The organism is Actinomadura sp. J1-007, from assembly GCF_009793335.1.
In the GTDB taxonomy this organism is placed as follows: Bacteria; Actinomycetota; Actinomycetes; order Streptosporangiales; family Streptosporangiaceae; genus Spirillospora; species Spirillospora yumaensis.
This window is the reverse complement of the sequence record NZ_WING01000002.1, coordinates 683,333-703,292: the sequence shown is the minus strand read 5'-3', so window position 1 is coordinate 703,292 and position 19,960 is coordinate 683,333. Positions and strand designations below refer to the sequence as shown.

Genomic DNA, 19,960 nt, shown 5'->3' with positions numbered 1-19,960 from the left:
GAATGAACCCTCCCCTATCGGTCTTCCAGCAGTGTCGCCGATGACGGCCCCGCCGGATGTCAGTCATGAAAGATCTGTACGAAGGCTTGGGCCAGCCGGGCGGGATCATGACGCGGCGACCCGTCGCGGGCCGCGACGTCGGCGAGCACGAGCCGTCCCCCGAGCGCCCGCACGGCCTTGTCGAGCGCCTCGGCGTCGTCCACCACGCCCTCGTCGGCGAGCACCACGTCCACGCGCAGGTCGGGGGCGTGCGCCTGGAGGACCTCCAGATGGGTCTGCGGGGAGAAGTCGTCGGTCTCGCCGGGCTGCGGGGCGAGGTTCAGCGCGACGACGCGGCGGGCGCGGGAGCCGGTCAGCGCGCGGGCGAGGGCGGGGACCTTCAGGTGCGGCAGGACGCTGGTGAACCAGGAGCCGGGCCCGAACACCACCCAGTCGGCGTCCTCGACCGCGGCGAGCGCCTCCGGGCAGGCGGGCGGATCGGACGGGACCAGCGACACCCCGAGCACGGTGCCGGGCGTCTTCGCGCACGCGACCTGGCCCCTGACCTGGCTGACCTCGCCGGGCCTCGCCGGGTCGGCGCCGCGCACCTCGGCGACGATGTCGAGCGGTACGGCCGCCATCGGCAGCACCCGCCCGTGCGCGCCGAGCAGCCGCCCGACCCAGTCGAGGCCCGCGACGGTCGAGTCCGGGGCGTCGCCGCCGAGCAGCTCCCACAGCGCGACGATCAGCAGGTTGCCGACGGCGTGGTCGCGCAGGTCGCCCTGCGAGCGGAACCGGTGCTGGACGACGTCGCGCCACGTCTGGCCCCACTCGTCGTCGCCGCACAGCGCGGCGAGCGCCATCCGCAGGTCGCCGGGGGCAGCACGCCGAGCTCGCGGCGCAGCCGCCCGCTGGAGCCGCCGTCGTCGGCGACCGTGACGACCGCCGACAGCCGGTCGGTGACGCGGCGGAGCGCGGACAGGGAGGCGTAGAGGCCGTGGCCCCCGCCGAGCGCGACGACCTTCGGGCCGGGGGCTTTCACCGTGCCGTTCTTCTCCTCGTCCGTGGCCTGTGCCGGGGGCGGGACCCGCGCCGCGCCCCCGCGGCCCGCGTGCGCGCGCCGCTCCGGGCGGCTCGCGCGCGCGTGCGGCGCACAGGGGTCACTCGCGGCCCAGATCGCGGTGGGCGACCTGCACCTCGATGGCCTCGTCCCTCAGCCTGGCGGCGAGTTGTTCCGCCATGGCCACACTACGGTGTTTGCCACCGGTACATCCCACGGCGAGCGTCACGTAGTGCTTTCCCTCGCGCTCGTAGCCGTCGGACAGCAGCCTCAGCACCTCGGTGTAGGCGTCCAGGAACTCCTTGGCGCCGCGCTGCCCGAGCACGTAGTCGCGGACGGCGGTGTCGCGGCCGGTCTTCGGCCGCAGCTCGGGCACCCAGTGCGGGTTGGGCAGGAACCGGCAGTCGACCACGAGGTCGGCGTCGACGGGCAGCCCGTACTTGTAGCCGAACGACACGACGGTCGCGCGGAGGCTGGACTCGCCGGTGTCGTTGCCGAAGAACCCGACGATCTTGGCGCGCAGCTCGTGCACGTTCAGCCCGCTGGTGTCGATCACCAGGTCGGCCTCGGCGCGGACCTCGCGGACGGCCTCGCGCTCGCGGGCGATGCCGTCGACGAGGCGGCCGTCGCCCTGGAGCGGGTGCGGCCGGCGGACGCTCTCGAACCTGCGGACCAGGTCGGCGTCGCTCGCCTCCAGGAACACCACGCGGGGGTGGACGCCGCGCGCCTCCAGCTCCGCGATGGACGAGTGCAGGTCCTCGGTGAACCCGCGGCTGCGCACGTCGACCACCACCGCGATGCGGGGCACCGCGTCCTTCACCCGCCCGCCGAGGTCGGCCATGGTGGCCAGCAGCCCCGGCGGCAGGTTGTCGACTACGAACCAGTCGAGGTCCTCCAGCGACTTGGCCGCGGTGCTGCGGCCCGCCCCGGACATCCCGGTCACGATGACGATGTCCGGTATCCGCGTCTCGGCGGTCACGTCGGCTTCCCCTCCCCCTGCGGTCCCCCGCGCTCGCCCGGCGCTCCGCCGGGCCCGGGCTCCCCGGCCCGTTCCCCTGTGCGGGCGCGCGTCCCCCGTGGAGCGCGGCCGCGATGGACTCGGCGCCGCGCCGGCCGATGCCGGGAACCTCGGCGATCTGCTCGGGCGTCGCCTCTTTCAAGCGCTTCACGGACCCGAAGTGTTTCAGCAGCGCGGCGCGGCGCGCCGGGCCCAGTCCCGGAACGCTATCGAGTTCGCTCACGGTCATGGCCTTGGAACGCCGCTGCCGGTGGAAATTGATGGCAAACCGGTGCGCCTCGTCGCGGACCCGCTGGACCATGAACATGCCCTCGCTGTTGCGCGGCAGGATCACCGGGTCGTCCTCGCCGGGCAGCCAGATCTCCTCCAGCCGCTTGGCGATGCCGCACACCGCGATGTCGTCGACGCCGAGCTCGTCCAGCGCCCGCTGCGCCGCCGCGACCTGCGGCGGGCCGCCGTCGACGATCACCAGGTTGGGCGGGTAGGCGAACTTGCGGGGACGGCCCGTCTCGGGGTCGATCGGCTGGTGCGCGCCGGCGGCCTCCAGGTCGGCGGGGTCGGCCGGGCCGCCGCCGGGGCCCGCGGGGGCCTCGGCGCCCGCGGCCGGCTCCGCGCCCCCGTCCCCCGCGCCGGCTCCGTCGTCGGTCCCCTCACCGTTGCCGTCTCCGTCGCCGTACGCGTCGAAGCGGCCGGTCTTCTCGCTCTCCGCCAGGTAGCGGCGGAACCTGCGGGTGATCACCTCGTGGATGGAGCGGACGTCGTCCTGCCCCTCGACCGCCTTGATCGAGAAGCGCCGGTACTCGGCCTTGCGGGCGAGGCCGTCCTCGAACACCACCATCGAGGCCACCACGTTGGTGCCCTGGAGGTTGGAGACGTCGTAGCACTCGATCCGCAGCGGCGCCTCGTCGAGCTCCAGGGCCTCCTGGAGCTCGCGGAGCGCGAGGCTGCGGGTGGTCAGGTCGCTGGCGCGGCGGGTCTTGTGCTGCTTGAGCGCCTCGTGCGCGTTGCGGGCCACGGTCTCCAGCAGCGCCTTCTTGTCGCCGCGCCGGGGGACGCGCAGCCGCACCGGACCGCCGCGCACCTCGCCCAGCAGCTCGGTCATCGCCTCCTCGTCGGGCGGCAGCGCGGGCACCAGCACCTCGCGCGGCACCGAGTCGCTCTCGCTGTAGATCTGGATGAGGAACGTCTCGACCAGGTCGGCGGTGGTGACGGCCTCGACCTTGTCGACCACCCAGCCGCGCTGCCCCCGGATCCGCCCGCCGCGCACGTAGAACACCTGGACGGCGGCCTCCAGCTCGTCCTCCGCGAACGCGATCATGTCGCAGTCGGTGTTGTCGCCGAGGACGACCGCCTGCTTCTCCAGGGCCCGTTCGAGGGCGCGGACGTCGTCGCGCAGGCGGGCGGCGCGCTCGTACTCCTGGCTCGCGGCGGCCTCGCGCATGTCGCGTTCGAGGCGCCTGATGAAGCGGGCGGTGTTGCCCGCCATGAACTCGCAGAAGTCGTCGGCCAGCAGCCGGTGCTCGTCGGGCGAGACCCGGCCGACGCACGGCGCGGAGCACTTGCCGATGTAGCCCAGCAGGCAGGGCCGGTCGAGCTGGTGCTGCCGCTTGAACACCCCGGCGCTGCACGTGCGCACCGGGAACACGCGCAGGAGCTGGTCGACCGTCTCCCGGATCGCCCACGCGTGCGAGTACGGGCCGAAGTAGCGCACGCCCTTGCGCTTGGCGCCTCTCATGACCATCACCCTCGGGAACTCCTCGTTGAGGGTGACGGCGAGATAGGGATAGGACTTGTCGTCGCGGTAACGGACGTTGAACCGGGGGTCGAACTCCTTGATCCAGGAGTACTCGAGCTGGAGCGCCTCGACCTCGGTGCCGACCACCGTCCAGTCGACGCGGGCCGCGGTCTGGAGCATCGTCTGGGTGCGGGGGTGCAGGGAGGCGAAGTCGGCGAAGTAGGAGTTGAGCCGCGAGCGCAGGCTCTTGGCCTTGCCCACGTAGATCACCCGGCCGTGCTCGTCGCGGTACCGGTACACCCCCGGCGAGTCGGGAACGGACCCCGGGGCGGGTCGATAGGTCGCCGGATCTGCCACGGTGGAAAGCCTAGTAGGGCCCGCCGACACCCCGCGCGCCCGAGACCGTCGCCCGCGGGTGACGCAGATCTCGTCCGCGCGCCCGTTCGGGCCGCCTCTCCTCGGTTATGGCCATCCAGAAGTCCGTTTTGTCCCCGCGCCCTGGAAGGAGGCCGGTCGGATCGTGTCCGCGCTGTGGGCCTGGATCGTGCTGGCGGTGACCGTCGCCGCGTCCGTGACCGTCGTGGAGGCGGTCCGGAGGCTGCTGGCGGGGAGGTTCTCGACGCGGTGGCCGGAAGCGGGCGCGGTGGCCCGCCGCTGCGCCGCTCCCGCCTTCGCGTTCGCCGTCGTGGTGAGCGCGAACGCCGCGCTGCCGTACGGGACGCTGCCCCACGGGCCCGGCCGCGCCCTGGACCACCTGCTGCGGATCGCGGCGATCGGCGCCACGACCTGGCTCGTCCTGCGGATCGCGTACGCGCTCAGCGACCCGCCGCTGAACCGGCTGACCCGCATCGCGGGCGAGCGCAACCGCCGGGCCCGGCGGGCCCGCACCCAGATGCTGCTGCTGCGCCGGATCGCGGCCGTGGTGGTGTGGATCCTCGCGGTGGGCGCCGCGCTGTTCACCTTCCCCGCCGTACGGGCCGTGGGCGCGGGGGTGCTGGCCTCCGCCGGGGTCGCGGGGCTCGTCGTCGGGATCGCGGCGAGGCCCACGCTCGGCAACCTGTTCGCCGGGCTCCAGCTCGCCTTCAGCGACGCGCTGCGGCTGGACGACGTGGTCGTGGTGCAGGGCCAGTGGGGACGCGTCGAGGAGCTGACGCTGTCGTACGTGGTGGTGTGCCTGTGGGACGACCGGCGGCTGATCCTCCCGGTCTCGTACTTCACCGAGCAGCCGTTCGAGAACTGGACGCGGCACACCAGCCGGGTCCTCGGCACCGTCCTGCTGCACGTGGACTGGACCGTCCCGGTGGACGACCTGCGCGAGGAGCTGTACCGGATGCTGCGCGAGCACCCGCTGTGGGACCGCCGCGAGTGGGTCCTCCAGGCGGTCGAGACGCTGCCGAACGGCCTGGTCCAGCTCCGCGCGCTGGTGAGCGCCGCCGACTCGGCGAGCGCCTGGGACCTGCGCTGCGACGTCCGCGAGCACATGATCGCCTACATCCGGGACCGGCACCCGGACGCGCTCCCCCGCTTCCGCGCCGAACTCCCGGCCCCCGGCGAGGCCCTGGCCCCCCACCACCCCCCCGAACCCGCCACCCACACCCCGTAACGCCAAGCCACGCACGCAGCCCAACCGAGCCTTTCTCGGGCGAGAACGCGCCGTAACGCCGGGCCACGCGCCATTGGGCCAGGGAACGCGCCGTGGCGCTGGGGCACGCGCCGTTGGGGCCGGGCACGCCCTGGCACCGGGCACGCGCCATTGGGTCGGGGGACACGCCGTAACGCCGGGGGATGCGCCGGGTGCCGGGCACGCGCCGTTGGGGCCGGGCACGCGCCCTGGCGGCGGGCGACGCCTCGTTGGGCGGGGGACGCGCCGTCCGGGCCGGGCACGCGCCGTAGCGGCGGGGCACGCGTCCTGGCGCCGGGGAAGCGCCGTTGGGCCGGCGGATGCGCCCGGGTGCCGGGCACGCGCCATTAGGGCCGGGCACGCGTGTAGCGCCGTGGGGCCGGGCACGTGCCCTGGCACCGGGCACGTGCCCTGGCTCGGGGGCAGCGCCGTTGGGCCGGGGCACGCGCCGTTGGGGGCCGGGACGGGTCGTAGGGGTGGGGGTCGTGTTGTTGGGGTGGTCAGGCGAGGGTGATCTTGTCGCCTTGGACGGTCACGGGGCGCTCTTCCAGTGGCTCGGTGGCGGGGGGCTTCGCGACCGAGCCGTCGGAGATCTTGAACTTGCTGCCGTGGCAGGGGCAGTTGATCGTGCCGCCGGACACCGAGCCGACCGCGCAGCCGCGGTGCGTGCAGGTGGCGCTGAACGCCTTGAACTCGCCCTTCGCGGGCTGCGTCACGACGACCTTCGCGTCCTTGAAGACCTTGCCGCCGCCGACCGGGATCTCGCTCGCCGAGGCGAGCGCCGCGCCGCCGCCCGCGCCGCCGGACGAGCTCTGGCCGCCTCCGGCCGGGCTCTCGCCGCCGGAGGCGTCACCGTCGTCGTCGCCGGACCCGCCGCACGCCGCCGCCAGGCCGGCGGCGCCGACGAGCCCGGCTCCGACCAGGAGCCCGCGCCTGGTGTTCCCTTCGGGCGGCCCGGTCGCGGGCCGGGCCTGCGTGCCGTCCACCTGCGGTTCGAGCTCCTGAGCCATGGATCCTGACCTCCGCGGTTCGCGCCTGGGTTCTCCGCCGTCACCGGGGAGTACGGACGCGGGCCGTTGAAGGTTCAATCCGTTGCGCGGCGGCCGGTCAGGCGACCACGATGGCGTCGCCCTTCACCTGGACCGGGTACTCCTGGAGCGCCTTGGAGGCCGGGCCGTGCGCCACCGACCCGTCCGCGATCTCGAACTTGCTGCCGTGGCAGGGGCAGTCGATCGTGCCCCCGGCGACCTTGTTGGCAAGGCAGCCCTGGTGCGTGCAGACCGCGCTGAACGCCTTGAACGTGCCCTTGCTCGGCTGGGTCACCACGATCTTGGTGTCGGCGTACACCCGGCCGCCGCCGACCGGGACGTCCGCGACCTTGCCGATCTCCTTGCCCTTCAGCTTGTCGGCGGGCTCGGGCTCCTTGCCCCCGCCGCCGCACCCGGCGGCGAGCAGCGCCGCCCCCGCCGCGCCGGCGCCGCACAGCACGGCGCGGCGGCCGACTCCCCCGTTCCCGGCGGCCACGGCGGCCCCGGTCGTCATCTCGTCACTCATGGTCCTCATCATGGACCCGGCGGTACGGAGCGACGATCCGGGGCCGGGGGCGCGGGGGCGCGGGCGGGTGTCAGATGCCCATCTTGGCGAGGAACTGGCCGGTGTAGCTGGCCTCGACCTTGGCGACGTCCTCGGGCGTGCCGGTCGCGACGACCGTGCCGCCGCGCGAGCCGCCCTCGGGGCCCATGTCGACGATCCAGTCGGCGGTCTTGATCACGTCGAGGTTGTGCTCGATGACGATCACCGTGTTGCCCTTGTCGACCAGGCCGTTGAGGACGCCGAGCAGCTTGCGGATGTCCTCGAAGTGCAGGCCGGTCGTCGGCTCGTCCAGCACGTAGATCGTGCGGCCGGTGGAGCGCTTCTGGAGCTCGGCGGCCAGCTTGACGCGCTGGGCCTCGCCGCCCGACAGGGTCGGCGCGGGCTGCCCGAGGCGGACGTAGCCGAGCCCGACCTCGTTCAGCGTGTGCAGGTGCCGGTGGATCGCCTTGATCGGCTCGAAGAACGCGGTGGCCTCCTCGATCGGCATGTCGAGGATCTCGGCGATCGTCCTGCCCTTGTAGTGGACCTCCAGCGTCTCGCGGTTGTAGCGGGCGCCGTGGCAGACCTCGCAGGGGACGTAGACGTCCGGCAGGAAGTTCATCTCGATCTTGATCGTGCCGTCGCCCGAGCAGTTCTCGCAGCGGCCGCCCTTGACGTTGAACGAGAACCGGCCCGGCTGGTAGCCGCGCACCTTCGCCTCGGTGGTCTGCGCGAACAGCTTGCGGATGTGGTCGAACACGCCGGTGTAGGTCGCCGGGTTGGACCGCGGGGTGCGGCCGATCGGCGACTGGTCGACGTGCACGACCTTGTCGAGCTGGTCGACGCCGTTGACCCGCTTGTGCTTGCCCGGGACCGTGCGGGCGCCGTTGAGCTGCTTGGCGAGCGAGCTGTAGAGGATGTCGTTGACCAGGGTGGACTTGCCCGACCCGGACACGCCGGTGACGGCCGTGAACACGCCGAGGGGGAACGCCACGTCGACGTCGCGCAGGTTGTTCTGCTGGGCGCCCTTGACGGTGACCTCGCGGCCGCGCTGCCGGGGGCGGCGGATCTCGGGGACCTTGATCTCGCGGCGGCCGGACAGGTAGGCGCCGGTCAGCGAGCGCTCGGACGTCCGCAGGTCGTCGACCGTGCCGGACACGACGATCTCGCCGCCGTGCTCGCCCGCGCGCGGGCCGATGTCGACCACCCAGTCGGCGGCGTTGATCGTGTCCTCGTCGTGCTCGACCACGATCAGCGTGTTGCCCATGTCGCGCAGCCGGATCAGGGTCTCCAGCAGCCGGTGGTTGTCGCGCTGGTGCAGCCCGATGGACGGCTCGTCCAGCACGTACAGCACGCCGACCAGGCCGGAGCCGATCTGGGTCGCGAGCCGGATGCGCTGCGCCTCGCCGCCCGCGAGGGTCGCGGAGGCGCGGTCGAGGGTGAGGTAGTCCAGGCCGACGTCGAGCAGGAACCCGAGCCGCGCGTTGATCTCCTTGAGGACCCGCTCGGCGATGTGCCGGTCGCGCTCGTCCAGCTCCATGGCCAGCAGGAACTTGGCGCACTCGCCGATCGGCATCGCGGCGATGTCGGCGATCGACCGCCCGCCCATGGTGACCGCGAGGATGACCGGCTTGAGCCGGGCGCCCTTGCAGGTCGGGCACGGGATCTCGCGCATGTAGCCCTCGAACTTCTCCCGGGTGGAGTCGGTCTCGGACTCGGCGTGCCGCCGCTGGATGTAGGGGATCACGCCCTCGTAGGCGGTGTAGTAGGACCGCGTGCGGCCGTAGCGGTTCTTGTAGCGGACGTGGACCTGGGTCTCGTGCCCGTTGAGGATCGCCTTGCGCGCCTTGGCGGGCAGCCGCTCCCACGGGGTGTTGAGGTCGAAGCCCATCGCGTCGCCGAGCGCCGACAGCAGCCGCAGGAAGTAGTCGCTGACGTGCCCGTTGGACCAGGGCTGGATCGCGCCCTCGCCGAGCGTCAGCTCGGCGTCGGGGATGACCAGCTCGGGGTCGACCTCCATGCGGGTGCCGAGGCCGGTGCAGTCGGGGCAGGCGCCGTAGGGCGAGTTGAACGAGAACGAGCGCGGCTCCAGCTCCTCGAACGACAGGTCGTCGTAGGGGCAGTAGAGGTGCTCGGAGAACATCCTGGTGCGGTGCTCGTCGCCCTCGGGCACGTCGACGAAGTCGAGGACGATCGTGCCGCCCGCGAGGCCGAGCGCGGTCTCGACCGAGTCGGCGAGCCGCTGGCGGGCCGAGTCCTTGACGGCGAGGCGGTCGACCACCACGGAGACGTCGTGCTTCTCCTGCTTCTTCAGCTTGGGCGGCTCGTCCAGCCTGATCATCTCGCCGTCGACCAGCGCGCGGGAGTAGCCCTTGGACTGGAGCTCGCGGAACAGCTCCAGGTACTCGCCCTTGCGGCCGCGGATCACCGGCGCGAGCACCTGGAACCGGGTGCCCTCCTCCAGCTCCAGCACCCGGTCGACGATCTGCTGCGGCGCCTGCCGGCTGATCGGGCGGCCGCACTCGGGGCAGTGCGGGTGGCCGATCCGCGCGTAGAGCAGGCGCAGGTAGTCGTAGACCTCGGTGATCGTGCCCACCGTCGAGCGCGGGTTCTTGCTGGTGGACTTCTGGTCGATCGACACGGCCGGGGACAGGCCCTCGATGAAGTCGACGTCGGGCTTGTCCATCTGGCCGAGGAACTGGCGGGCGTAGGCCGACAGCGACTCGACGTAGCGGCGCTGGCCCTCGGCGAAGATCGTGTCGAACGCCAGGCTGGACTTGCCGGACCCCGACAGACCGGTGAACACGATCATGGAGTCCCGCGGCAGGTCGAGCGAGACGTCCTTCAGGTTGTGCTCGCGTGCTCCACGCACGATGAGTCGGTCATGCACGGCGTACTTCCGGTTCCTCTGGGCGCGGTGACGGGGACGGGACGGGCCCCCAGGCTAATCGCGGGGTGCGACAGAACGCTGCCGGAATCCCCCGAAGTGATAACGGCGACGGACGTCGCCGCATTTCATGGGTGGTACCCGCCCGCCCCCGAGAGGGCGGGCGCCACCCGGAAACCGTACACGTGTTCGAAGATCTCCCGCCACCCGAACGCGCCGACGCCACCCGGGGCCCCACCCCGCCTCTCCCGCCCCACCGGCCCTCCCGCGGCCGCCCGCGCCGCCTCCCACCGGCGCGTCCAAGGCCGTCCACGGCCCCGCTCCCTTACCAGAAGGTGACGAACGTCGCACCCCACCACCCCTCCGGACGCCGGGACGGGCCGTCCGGCGGTCACGGACGGGGGCGCAGGCCGTCGAACAGCAGCCCCAGCGCGCGGCGGCGCAGGTCCGCGTCCCAGCCGGCGTGCAGGGCGCCCTGGCAGGCGGCCACCACGAGCGCCACGACCTCGTCCCGCCCCGCGTCCGCGCGGACCGTCCCCGCCCGCTGGGCGGCGGCGAGCAGCACGCCGATGCCGTTCGTCGTCGTCCTGCGTGCCCGCGACGGACGGGTCGCGCCCTGGCGCGAGCGACAGGACGCCGCCGCCATGGCGACCGCCCTGGCGGAGGCGTGACCGCCGGGGCCGCCGGGCCGGGCCGTGTGGCGCGGGGGCTGGGGTTGGGACAAGATGGAGGCTTCTCCGGGGGAAGGGGCCGGTTTGGACGACTGGAAGAACATCGTCGACGAGCTGGACGGCGGAGTGGAGCGGATCCTCGCCACGCTGTCGAAGCTGACCGACGAGGACATGCGCGCCCCCTCCGCTCTGCCCGGATGGACGCGCGGGCACGTCGCCACGCACATCGCGCGCAACGCCGACTCCCTGTGGAACCTGCTCGAATGGGCCCGTACCGGCGTGGAGATCCCGCAGTACCCGAGCGTGGAGGCGCGCAACGCCGACCTGGAGGCGGGCGCGGGCCGCGGCGCCGCCGAGCAGGCCGAGGACGTCCGCGCGACCGCCGAACGGTTCGCGGCGCAGGCCCGGTCGCTGCCCGAGGGCGCGTGGGACGCGCAGGTGCGGGCGATGCTCGGGTTCTCGCATCCGGCCTGGTACGTGGTGTTCCGCCGCTGGCACGAGGTCGAGGCGCACCACGTGGACCTCGCCGCCGGGTACGGCCCGGCCGACTGGCCCGAGCCGTACGTGCGGTGGGCCCTCGGCAGCACGCTCACCGACCTCGCCGGGCTGCCCCCGGAGAAGCGCGCGGCCCTCGCGGGGCACCGGCTGACGGCGACCGACTCCGGCGAGTCCGCCGACCTCGGCTGGACGCCCGGCGGCCCGGAGGTGTCGGGGTCGGGCCCCGCGCTGCTGGCCTGGCTGAGCGGCCGGTCGGACGGGGCGGGCGTCACCGTGCGGCCCGACGGCCCGCTGCCCGAGCCCCCGCCCTGGCCGCACGAGCCGTCCGGTTTCTGACGCGCGATCCGCCGGAACGCCGGGCGGCCGGGCCGCCAAGGCCGCCGGAACCCCGGTCAACAGGGCCGCCAAGGCAGCCGGTCAGCGGCCGGCGGAGCCGTGCTCGCCCGCCATGCGGCGCAGCGTCTCGACGGACCGTACGGCGATCCGGTGCCGCGCGACCGTGAGGGCCTCGCGCAGGGGGTCCTCGGCGAGGAGCCCGGCGACCTTGCGGCGGCCCATGCCCGCCCAGCGCCCGAGGTCCTGCTGGTACACCGGCACCGCGACCTGGGCCGCGCCGTCGCCGTTCGCCCCGGGCAGGGGCGTGCCGAAGCGGGCGACCAGCCGCAGCAGGCGGCCCGCGAGGCGGCGGGCGGGGTCGTCGGGGAAGTGGGCGGCGCGCAGCTCGTTGGCGTCGCGGAGCCGTTCGGCGAGGACGGCGGCGACGGCCCACGTCGCGCCGGGATGGGCGTCCAGGACGGCGCGGAACCGGTCGGCGGGCAGCACCAGCGCCTCGACGGCCGTGAGCGCCTCCGCGCTGGCCTGCCGGGCGCCGCCGTCGGCGGCCTCCAGCTCCCCCACCACGTCGCCGGGGCCGAGCAGGTCGAGGATGACGGTCTCGCCGCCGCGGTCCGTCCACACCTTCACCGCGCCCGAGCGCAGCACGAACACCTGGGAGGAACGGGTGTGCTCGCGGGTCAGCAGCGCGCCGGGCCTGATGATCACCGTGGCGCCGGCCCGGCGCAGCGCCTCGCGGGCCCGGCCGGGCAGCGCGTCCCAGAACGGGGTGATCTCCATCTCGCCTCCTCGCGGCCGGGGTGGGGGCCGTTCCCCCGCCGTCATTCCGCCGTGCCGTCGCCGCCTTCCGCGCCGCCCTCCCCCGCCGCCGGGCCGTCGGCGTCCTGGCCCTCGGCCTCCAGCCACTTGTCGAGCGCGCGGGTGCGGCGGGCGCAGTCGGCGGCGGCGGCCGCGTCGCCGAGGGCCAGGTGCGACTCGCGCAGCGCCTCCAGCGCGATCCGCTGGCCGCGGTGGTCGTCCATGTCGCGGCGGATGACGATCTCGGTGCGGAAGTGGCCGACGGCGCTCGCGTGCTTGCCGAGCCGCTGGCAGGCGCGGCCCATGGTGCGCAGCGAGTACGCCTGCTCGCGGGTGTCGCCCAGCTCGGTCGCGAGGTCGAGGGCGCGGCGGCCGGTCTCCAGCCCCTCCTCGGCGCGGCCGAGGTCGAGCTGGATGGCGGCGAGGTGGACCAGCGCGGTGCCCTCGCCGTGCCGGTCGCCGACCTCGCCGAGCAGCCGCAGCGCCCGGCGCTCCATCTCCAGCGCCTCCTCGGGCCGGCCGCTGCGGCGCAGGACGGCCGCGAAGGTGTCCATGCCGACGCCCATCCCGTACCAGTCGCCGCCCTCCTCGCGGATCCGCAGCGCCTGCCGGGCGGCGCGCTCGGCGTCCTCGGGCAGGCCGAGCCGCAGGTACGTGCGGGCGAGGCTGCCGAGCGTCCCGGCGAGGCCGCCGCGCGCGCCGAGCTGGTGCCACAGGTCCAGGGCCTCCAGGCCGAGGACGAACGCCTCCTGGTGCCGTTCGAGGCGGCGCATGGTGACCGACAGGTGCTCCAGGTCGTGCGCCTCGCCGTGCTGGTCGCCGATCTCCCGGCGGATCTCCAGGGCGCGGACGAGCTGCTCGCGGGCCTCCCGGTAGCGGCCGAGCCGCCAGTGCGCGACGCCGATCTGCGCGAGCGCCTCCGCCTCGCCGTGCCGGTCGCCGATCTCGCGGTGCAGCCGCAGCGCCTGCCCGCAGTAGGTGAACGCCTCGGCGAACCTGGCGGCGTCGCACATCAGCATCCCGAGGGTGGTCAGCGCCCGCGCCTCGCCGTGCCGGGCGCCGAGGGCCCGGTAGGTGCGCAGCGCCTGCTCGGCGTCCTTCTGCGCCATGTCGCGCAGGCCGAGCCCGGCGTTCATCCGGGCCAGCTCGGTGAGCGCCTGCGCGGCGCCGTGCCGGTCGGCGTGGTCCTGCCGGATGTAGAGGGCCTCCAGCGCGTGCGAGACGGCCTCGTGGACGTCGCCGCGGCGGCGGTGCACCTGCGCGAGAGTGAGCAGCGTCTCGGCGACGCCCGGCAGGTCCCCGGTCCTGCGCCGCACGCCGAGCGCCTCGCCGGCGTGGGCGAGCGCGGCCTCGTAGTCGCCGAGGCCGAGGTGGGCGCGGGCCAGGGTCTCGTGGCCCTTGGCGACGCCGCCGTCGTCGTCCAGCGACGCGTGGACGCCGAGCGCGCGGCGGGCGTGCTCGATCGCGGTGAGGTAGCGGCCGAGGGCGGCGTGCACGTCGGCGAGGGTGCCGAGGCTGATCGCCTCGCCGTACCGGTCGGGCGGGTCGGCCGAGCGGAACGCGCGCCGCGCGTCCTCGCCGTACCCGACGGCCTGCACCGCGCGGCCCAGCTCGAAGTGCGCGACGGCGAGGTTGTGCAGCATGACCGCGGCGGCGGCCCAGTCCTCCTCGGTGCGGGCCGCGCGCAGGCCCGCGTGGTGGACGGCGATGTTGTCCTCGCTGTACCGGCGGAACGCCTGGAAGTCGAACAGCGCGTCGGCCAGCTCCCAGCAGGTGCGGTGCAGCCCGAGCCTGGACGCCTGGTGGACGGCCGCGACGAGGTTGCGCCGTTCCGCCTCGAACCACGCGAGGCCCGCCGCGCGGTCCGCGGCGGGCGTTGACGGCGGGCGCGCGGAGGGCCCCGCGAGGGAGGGGCGCCGGTGGCGGCCGAGCGCCGCGCCCGCCGCGCGGGCGTCGGCGAGGTAGCCGGCGAGGAGCCGCCGCTGCGCCGCGAGCCGGTCGTTGTCGGCGTCCTCGCTGAGGCCGCGTTCCCGGGCGAAGTCGCGCAGCAGCTCGTGCAGCCGGTAGCGGCCGGGCGCGGCGTCGTGGACCAGGTACGCCTGCCGCAGCCCGTCCAGGCACTCGCTCGCCTCGTCCAGGGGGCGGTCCATCAGCGTGGCGAGGGTGGCGGGCGTGAAGTCGGGTCCCGCGACGAGCGCGAGCCGTCGGAACGCCTCGCGCTGGTCCCGGCGCAGCCCCCGGTACGCCACGTCGAAGGTCGGGCTCAGCACGGCGCGCAGCCCCTGCGGGCCCGCCTCGTGCAGCCCCGTCCCCTGGCCCGCGCCGTCGTTCAGGAGGCTCTCGTGGAGGAAGCTCTCGTGCAGCAGCCCCTCCTGGAGCCCGGCCTCGACGAGGCCGCTGGTGACGGGCAGGCCGGCAGTGTACGGGGCGGCGGCGGGCGCGTCGTGGTCGGCCAGCTCGCGGACGGTGCCGGCGATCGACTCGCCGGGGTTCTCGGCGAGCTTGCCCGCCATCACCGCGAGGGCGAGCGGGAGGAACCCGCACTCGCGGGCGAGCCGTTCGACCGCGCGGTGCTCCTCGCGCACGCGCGCGTCGGCGGGACCGAGGACGGCGGCGATGAGGTCCACGGCCTCCTGGGTGACCATCTCCCTCAGTTCGAGCGTGCGGATGTCGGCGCCCTCCAGCAGCGCGGGCAGCCGCCGGCGGCTCGTCACGATGACGAACCCGGCGCCCGCGGCGGCGAGCAGCGGCCGGATCTGCCGGGCGGACGCGGCGTTGTCGAGGATCAGCAGCGTGCGCCGGTCGCGCAGCAGCGAGCGGCACTGCGCGCCCAGCTCGTCCTCGGTGCGCGGGAGCTGGTCGCCGGGCACGCCGACGCCGCGCAGGACCTGCCCCATCGCCTCGGCCGGGGTGACGGGGCTGCGGGCGGTGCCGCGCAGGTCGGTGAAGATGACGCCGTCGGGGAACCGTTCGGCGACGCGGTGCGCCCAGTGCAGCGCCAGCGTGGTCTTGCCGACCCCGGCCATCCCCTGGATGACGACCGCGCGCGGCAGCTCGCTCTGCGCCACGAGCAGGTCGAGCTTGCCGAGGCTGACGGTGCGCCCGGTGAAGAACGGGTTGTCGGCGGGCAGCGGCGTCCCGGGCGGCCGTCCGGAGGAGGTCTCCAGCCGCACGCCCGTCCGCACGGCGATCCCCGAACGGGTCCGGCCCGCCTTGGCGGGGCCGCCCGCGCGCGGCGCGCCGGACCGCGGAACGGGTCGCGGGCCGGGGCCGCGCCGTTCCGCCCGTTCGCCCCAGTCGGGAGAGGCGGGCCGCAGGCCCTCCGCGTCCTCGTCCGCGCGGGACGCCGCGGGCCACTCGTCGCCCCAGGGGCTCGCGGCCTTGCGCAGCGCCTCCGGGTCGAGGATGGTCAGGGGCCGCGCCTTGCGCGACAGGATCTCCTTGTCGCGCCACAGCCGGAACCAGCGGACGAGCGTCTCGCGCGAGATCCCCGACCAGTTCGCCAAGTCGGCCTGGCTGAGCCGGAGCGGGATCTCGATGCCCTTGGAGGTGCGCTCGCCGAAGCGGTTGCCGAGCTCCAGCAGGTGGTACGCGAGGCGCTGCGGATGGTCGGCCGCGCGGACGGCGTGCCGCCGCCCGCCGCACGTGTCGCGTTCGGCGATCGTGTGCATCATCGCCTCGGTCACCTGCGGGTTGGCGTCCAGCAGGCTGCCGAACTTGCGGCGGTCGATGCGCAGCGCCGCGACGTGGCCGAGCGCCGCGACCGTCCCCCGCTGCGGGTGCCCCCACGGGGCGAGCCCCCCGATCAGGTCGCCCGCCCCGTAGAGCTCGATGATCGACTCGTCGCCCTCGCTGGAGTCGACGAACTCCTTGGCGACCACGTTCGTCACCGTCCGCGCCCCGGAGCCGAACAGCACGTGCACGCCCGGGGCCGTGACGCCCTGGTGGCACAGCATCCCGCCGGGCGGGACGACCGTCCGCCGGCCCATCGCCCGCAGCGCCTGGCGCTCGGTCACCGCCAGCCGCGCCCAGAAGCTGCCGGGCCGCACGTCGTGGTCCAGCACGCTCATCCCCCCGCCCCGGCGACGGCCGTCCCGACCGTCCAGAACAGGAACAGCACCGAGGCCGTGACCGCCCACGCGACCGCCTGCCAGGACAGCTCGCCGCACCGGTGCGCCGCCGCGAGCAGCCGCCGCAGCTCACCGTCGCGCACGCGCGCGTCGAGGACGGCCGCCGCGCCGAACGGCGTCCAGGGCACTCCGGGATCGACGGCCCCGCCGGTACGGCCGCGCGCCTCGCCGAGCGCCCTGCGCATCGTCCGGCGGGACCGCAGCACGCAGCCCAGCGACGCCGCGTACGGGCCACCCACGAGCGGCAGCAGCGCGAGCGCTGCCGGTCCCGGCCGGGCGCCCCCGCCCAGCCGGGTGGCGGCGCCGACGAGCACGAGCGCCAGCAGCACGACGGCCACCGCCGCGTCCCGCCCGCACAGCCGGACCAGCTCGCACGCGTGCCCGAGGAGCTCCTCGGGCCGTTCCTCGCGGCCGGAGGGGCTCCCCTGGCCGGGGCGGAATGCGGTCACCACCACGCCACCGTCCTCACAGGTCGTTCCCGGCGAACCTGACCTTCCACGCACCATCGTGCGGCAAGCGGGCCGGGAGTTCCGCCAAGAACGGCACGTTCCGCCTGCGTCCGGCGACTCATATTCGCCGGGCCCCCGGATGGGAGAGGATGGGATCACGTCCCGACGGAAGGCGGACCATGACCTACACGGGAATCGTCGAGGCCGGCGGCAGGCCCGACGTGCGGGAACTGCCCGGCCTGACCGTCACCAAGGTGTCGGTCGGGCCGTACGACAACAACGCCTACCTCCTGCGCTGCACGGCGACCGGGGAGCAGTTGCTGGTCGACGCGGCCAACGAGGCGTCCCGGCTGCTGGAGCTGATCGGCGACGGCCCGCTCACGCGGATCGTCACGACGCACCGGCACCAGGACCACTGGATGGCGCTGAGCGAGGTGGCGGCGGCCACGGGCGCGCCCGTCGTCGCGCACCCGTTCGACGCCGAGGCGCTGCCCGAGCCGGTGGGCGAGCCGGTCGAGCACGGCGCGACCGTGCGGGTCGGCCGGGCGTCGCTGGAGGTCGTCCACCTGCGGGGGCACACGCCCGGGTCGATCGCCCTGCTGTACGACGCGGGCGGCGAGCTGGCCGCCAAGCCGCACCTGTTCACCGGCGACAGCCTGTTCCCCGGCGGGGTGGGCAACACGTGGGGCGACCCCACGCTGTTCAAGCAGTTGCTGGCCGACGTGGAGGAACGCGTCTTCGAGCGCCTGCCCGACGCGACCTGGTTCTACCCGGGCCACGGCAAGGACTCGACCCTCGGCCGGGAGCGTCCCTCCCTGCCCGAATGGCGAGCCCGCGGCTGGTGACGATCCCGGCCGCGGGCTGCCTGCGGGTTATCTCAGAGGGTGGGTGGGGGTTTTCCGCCGGTACGGCCATCGGCCGTGATCAGGTGAAGATGCTGACGCCTCCGGGGCCGACGAGCAGCCCGACCACGATGAGGACGATGCCCCAGAGCAGGTCGCGGCGCGCGAGCAGCACGTAGATGCCGGAGATGACCAGGATCACGGCGATGAGCCACAAGATGAACATCATGACGCCGTGGTCCCCTCAGGAAAGAACGACAAACAAGCACGCCCAACACGGCATGGGACGAACGCGGCGGGCGGACCGCCTCGCGACCCCGCCGGACGCCGCGCGCACGGGGCGCCGCGGGCCCTCGCGGCCCGCTCGGAACCACCGATGAGGGGAGTTCGTTTCTCCCACCACCATCGACCTCGGGGACCGAGACCAGGAGAGCCGACATCCGCGAACGCGAAGAGGTGGATCCCGGGACGGCCCTGCGCTTTCCGGCCGGCTCGCTGGTGCTGGTCGCCGGGCTGCCCGGCGCGGGCAAGAGCACGATGCTGGACCGGCTGTACGGGCTGAGCGGCGAGGAGACCCGGCCGGTCCGGGCCGGCGGGGCGCGGGTGATCGACTCGCGGCAGTCCAGGAACCGCTGGGCGCGGCTGCTGCGCCCGCTGCCGACCCGCGCCCGCACCCCCTCGTGCACGCCACCCACGTGTGGCGGATCGCGCGCGCCGTACTGGGGGGCCACTCGGTCGTCGCGCACACGCGCGGGACGTGGCCGCACATCCTGCGCGGCTTCGCGTGGCTGGTGCGGCGGCGCGGCGGGCGGATGTACCTGGTCCTGATCGACGTCGATCCGGAGACGGCGCGGGCGGGGCAGTTCGCGCGCGGCCGGACGGTGACGGCGGCGACGTTCGCGCGGCACACCCGCCGCTGGGGCCCGCTGATCGAACGGGGCCGCGCGGGCTCGGTCCCGCCGGCGGACGGCGTCACGGTCCTGGACCGCGACGCCGCCGACAGGCTGGAGGCGATCCTGTTCGTCCCGAGCCGTCCGCCGCCTCAGCGCAACCCGGCGAACCAGCGGACGACCAGCGCCGTCCCCGACAGGTTCGAGCCGAGGTGGCGCGAGCCCCCGTAGGTCCGGTCCGCCACGTCCACGACGGGCGCCCGCACGCCGCGCGCGGCGAGGGACGCCGCGCAGTGGGCGGTGTTGGCGGTGGTCGCCTGCTCGTCCCGGCCGATCTCGTAGAGCCGGACCGGGACCCGCGGCGTCCACGCCGTGCAGACCTCGCCGTCCACGCGCAGCGCCTCGGCGAAGCTCGGCGTCGGGTGGCGCAGGAGGTCGAACCCGCGCGGGGTGAGCAGTTCCCCGATCGTGCCCGGCAGCGTCTCCAGCATCTCCCGGCCGGGCGTGGTGCCGTCGAACAGCCGCTCGGCGTCCTTGGCGTACGGCTGCCGGAACACCTCCTCCGGCGCGGTGTAGAGGCCGCCGTGGACGCGGTTCCACGAGGTGAGCAGGTACGTGGCGTACGCGACGCTCATCTTCGGGTCGAGCTCGTGGCCGAGCAGGGCGGGCAGTTCGGCGCCGCGGAAGTCGTAGGCCCCGCTGATCGGCGCGACGGCGCGCGTCCGGAACCAGGGGTCGGCGCCCTCCTGGAGCGCCCGCGCGAGGCCGAGCGCCGCCGACGCCCCCTGCGAGAACCCGGTGACGAGGACGTCGCGTTCCAGCGTCCGGCCGCGGCGCGGCGCGAACTGCCGCGCGGCGCGGAGCATGTCGACGGACGCCGTGGTCTCCGAGGGGACGTCCTTCCACGGGTGCGCGCCGGGCCCGGACCCGAGCCCCAGGTAGTCGGGCGCGACGGCCGCGAACCCCGCCGCGCCGTACGTGACCGCGGGGCCCCGCGCCCACACGGTGTCCGCGCGGGACGGCGCGTCCGCCTTGTAGCTCATCGTGCCGTGGGCGTACGACACGGTGCGCAGCGCGCCGCGCGCCCCGTCGCGCGGCAGGACGAGCAGGCCGCTGGCGGTCGTGGCGCGCCGCCGGGTGTCGACCGTCCGGTAGACGAGCCGGTAGGCGTCGACGCCGTACCTGACCCGGCCGGCGTCGAAGCCGTCGCTCTCCAGCCACTCGCGCACCTTCCGGGCGGGCATGGCGCGCACGTGCTCGGCCGACAGCAGTTCGCCGCGCGCGGCCGCGGTCTCGGCGGGCTTCGCGGACGGGGCCCGCTCGCCGTCCGCCGCGAGCGCGGGCACGGTCGCGGCGGCGGTCACCGCCGCGCAGGCGGTTCCTGCCAGCACGCCCGCCAGGGCACGGGATCGGGAACGGTTCATCGGGGGCCTCTCTCTCGTTCGCGGTGATCATCTCGTTCGGGCCCCCACAGCCT

General features: G+C 74.7%; 14 protein-coding genes and 2 pseudogenes. 4 read left to right on the top strand and 12 right to left on the bottom strand.

All coding sequences use genetic code 11. The features are described from left to right. Positions 1 to 59: 59 nt before the first annotated feature. The 3 genes and pseudogenes from yvcK to uvrC form a co-directional block, all read right to left on the bottom strand. Positions 60 to 1,021: pseudogene (yvcK, locus tag GEV43_RS37170) on the bottom strand (uridine diphosphate-N-acetylglucosamine-binding protein YvcK). 118 nt (positions 1,022 to 1,139) lie between these two features. Next, positions 1,140 to 1,973, bottom strand: a complete 834-nt coding sequence (rapZ, locus tag GEV43_RS48560) for an RNase adapter RapZ (RefSeq protein WP_206681632.1) — start codon at positions 1,971 to 1,973, stop codon at positions 1,140 to 1,142. A gap of 157 nt (positions 1,974 to 2,130) precedes the next feature. Next, a pseudogene (gene uvrC, locus GEV43_RS37160) lies at positions 2,131 to 4,149 on the bottom strand (excinuclease ABC subunit UvrC); the annotation flags it as partial. Positions 4,150 to 4,312: 163 nt separating this feature from the next. Between uvrC and GEV43_RS37155 the strand changes: the two are divergent. Beyond that, positions 4,313 to 5,395: a mechanosensitive ion channel domain-containing protein gene (locus GEV43_RS37155; RefSeq protein ID WP_309240131.1), complete on the top strand. Its 1,083-nt coding sequence runs from the start codon at positions 4,313 to 4,315 to the stop codon at positions 5,393 to 5,395. 518 nt (positions 5,396 to 5,913) lie between these two features. Here GEV43_RS37155 and GEV43_RS37150 read toward each other — a convergent pair. The 4 genes from GEV43_RS37150 to GEV43_RS37135 form a co-directional block, all read right to left on the bottom strand. Further along, positions 5,914 to 6,423 (bottom strand): Rieske (2Fe-2S) protein, encoded by a 510-nt coding sequence (locus GEV43_RS37150; RefSeq protein WP_160825405.1) that lies wholly within the window; start codon positions 6,421 to 6,423, stop codon positions 5,914 to 5,916. A gap of 97 nt (positions 6,424 to 6,520) precedes the next feature. Further along, positions 6,521 to 6,967, bottom strand: a complete 447-nt coding sequence (locus GEV43_RS37145) for a Rieske (2Fe-2S) protein (RefSeq protein ID WP_241684181.1) — start codon at positions 6,965 to 6,967, stop codon at positions 6,521 to 6,523. A gap of 70 nt (positions 6,968 to 7,037) precedes the next feature. After that, on the bottom strand, positions 7,038 to 9,875 hold the full coding sequence (uvrA, locus tag GEV43_RS37140) for an excinuclease ABC subunit UvrA (RefSeq protein WP_160825404.1): 2,838 nt from the start codon (positions 9,873 to 9,875) through the stop codon (positions 7,038 to 7,040). 388 nt (positions 9,876 to 10,263) lie between these two features. After that, entirely contained in the window at positions 10,264 to 10,596 is a 333-nt protein-coding gene (locus tag GEV43_RS37135) for a hypothetical protein (RefSeq protein WP_160825403.1), read from the bottom strand. Positions 10,597 to 10,627: 31 nt separating this feature from the next. On the opposite strand from GEV43_RS37135, the gene GEV43_RS37130 reads away from it, so the two are divergent. After that, entirely contained in the window at positions 10,628 to 11,377 is a 750-nt protein-coding gene (locus GEV43_RS37130) for a maleylpyruvate isomerase family mycothiol-dependent enzyme (RefSeq protein ID WP_206681563.1), read from the top strand. An 81-nt stretch (positions 11,378 to 11,458) separates the two neighbouring features. Here the strand turns inward: GEV43_RS37130 and GEV43_RS37125 are convergent, their stop codons facing one another. Genes GEV43_RS37125 through GEV43_RS37115 form a run of 3 tightly spaced genes read right to left on the bottom strand, consistent with a single transcriptional unit; the run spans position 11,459 to position 16,757 of the window. Beyond that, complete coding sequence (locus tag GEV43_RS37125; protein ID WP_160825401.1) at positions 11,459 to 12,154, bottom strand: Crp/Fnr family transcriptional regulator; 696 nt, start codon at positions 12,152 to 12,154, stop codon at positions 11,459 to 11,461. A 41-nt stretch (positions 12,155 to 12,195) separates the two neighbouring features. After that, positions 12,196 to 16,242, bottom strand: coding sequence for a tetratricopeptide repeat protein (locus GEV43_RS37120; RefSeq protein WP_160825400.1), 4,047 nt, complete (start codon positions 16,240 to 16,242; stop codon positions 12,196 to 12,198). Then, entirely contained in the window at positions 16,239 to 16,757 is a 519-nt protein-coding gene (locus GEV43_RS37115; protein WP_160825399.1) for a hypothetical protein, read from the bottom strand. Before GEV43_RS37115 ends, GEV43_RS37120 begins: the two co-directional genes overlap by 4 nt. Positions 16,758 to 16,930: 173 nt before the next feature. Between GEV43_RS37115 and GEV43_RS37110 the strand changes: the two genes are divergently transcribed. Continuing rightward, positions 16,931 to 17,596, top strand: coding sequence for an MBL fold metallo-hydrolase (locus GEV43_RS37110; protein ID WP_160825398.1), 666 nt, complete (start codon positions 16,931 to 16,933; stop codon positions 17,594 to 17,596). Positions 17,597 to 17,675: 79 nt separating this feature from the next. Here GEV43_RS37110 and GEV43_RS47080 read toward each other — a convergent pair whose 3' ends face one another. Further along, positions 17,676 to 17,822, bottom strand: coding sequence for a GPGG-motif small membrane protein (locus tag GEV43_RS47080; protein WP_164717260.1), 147 nt, complete (start codon positions 17,820 to 17,822; stop codon positions 17,676 to 17,678). A gap of 451 nt (positions 17,823 to 18,273) precedes the next feature. Here GEV43_RS47080 and GEV43_RS52095 point away from each other — a divergent pair, with 451 nt between their 5' ends. Continuing rightward, the gene (locus tag GEV43_RS52095; RefSeq protein WP_241684180.1) at positions 18,274 to 18,714 is read left to right on the top strand and encodes a hypothetical protein; all 441 of its coding nucleotides are present in this window, start codon (positions 18,274 to 18,276) and stop codon (positions 18,712 to 18,714) included. Here the strand turns inward: GEV43_RS52095 and GEV43_RS37100 are convergent. Beyond that, positions 18,636 to 19,874 (bottom strand): S9 family peptidase, encoded by a 1,239-nt coding sequence (locus tag GEV43_RS37100; RefSeq protein WP_206681562.1) that lies wholly within the window; start codon positions 19,872 to 19,874, stop codon positions 18,636 to 18,638. The two genes, GEV43_RS52095 and GEV43_RS37100, sit on opposite strands and share 79 nt — an antisense overlap. Positions 19,875 to 19,960 lie beyond the last annotated feature (86 nt).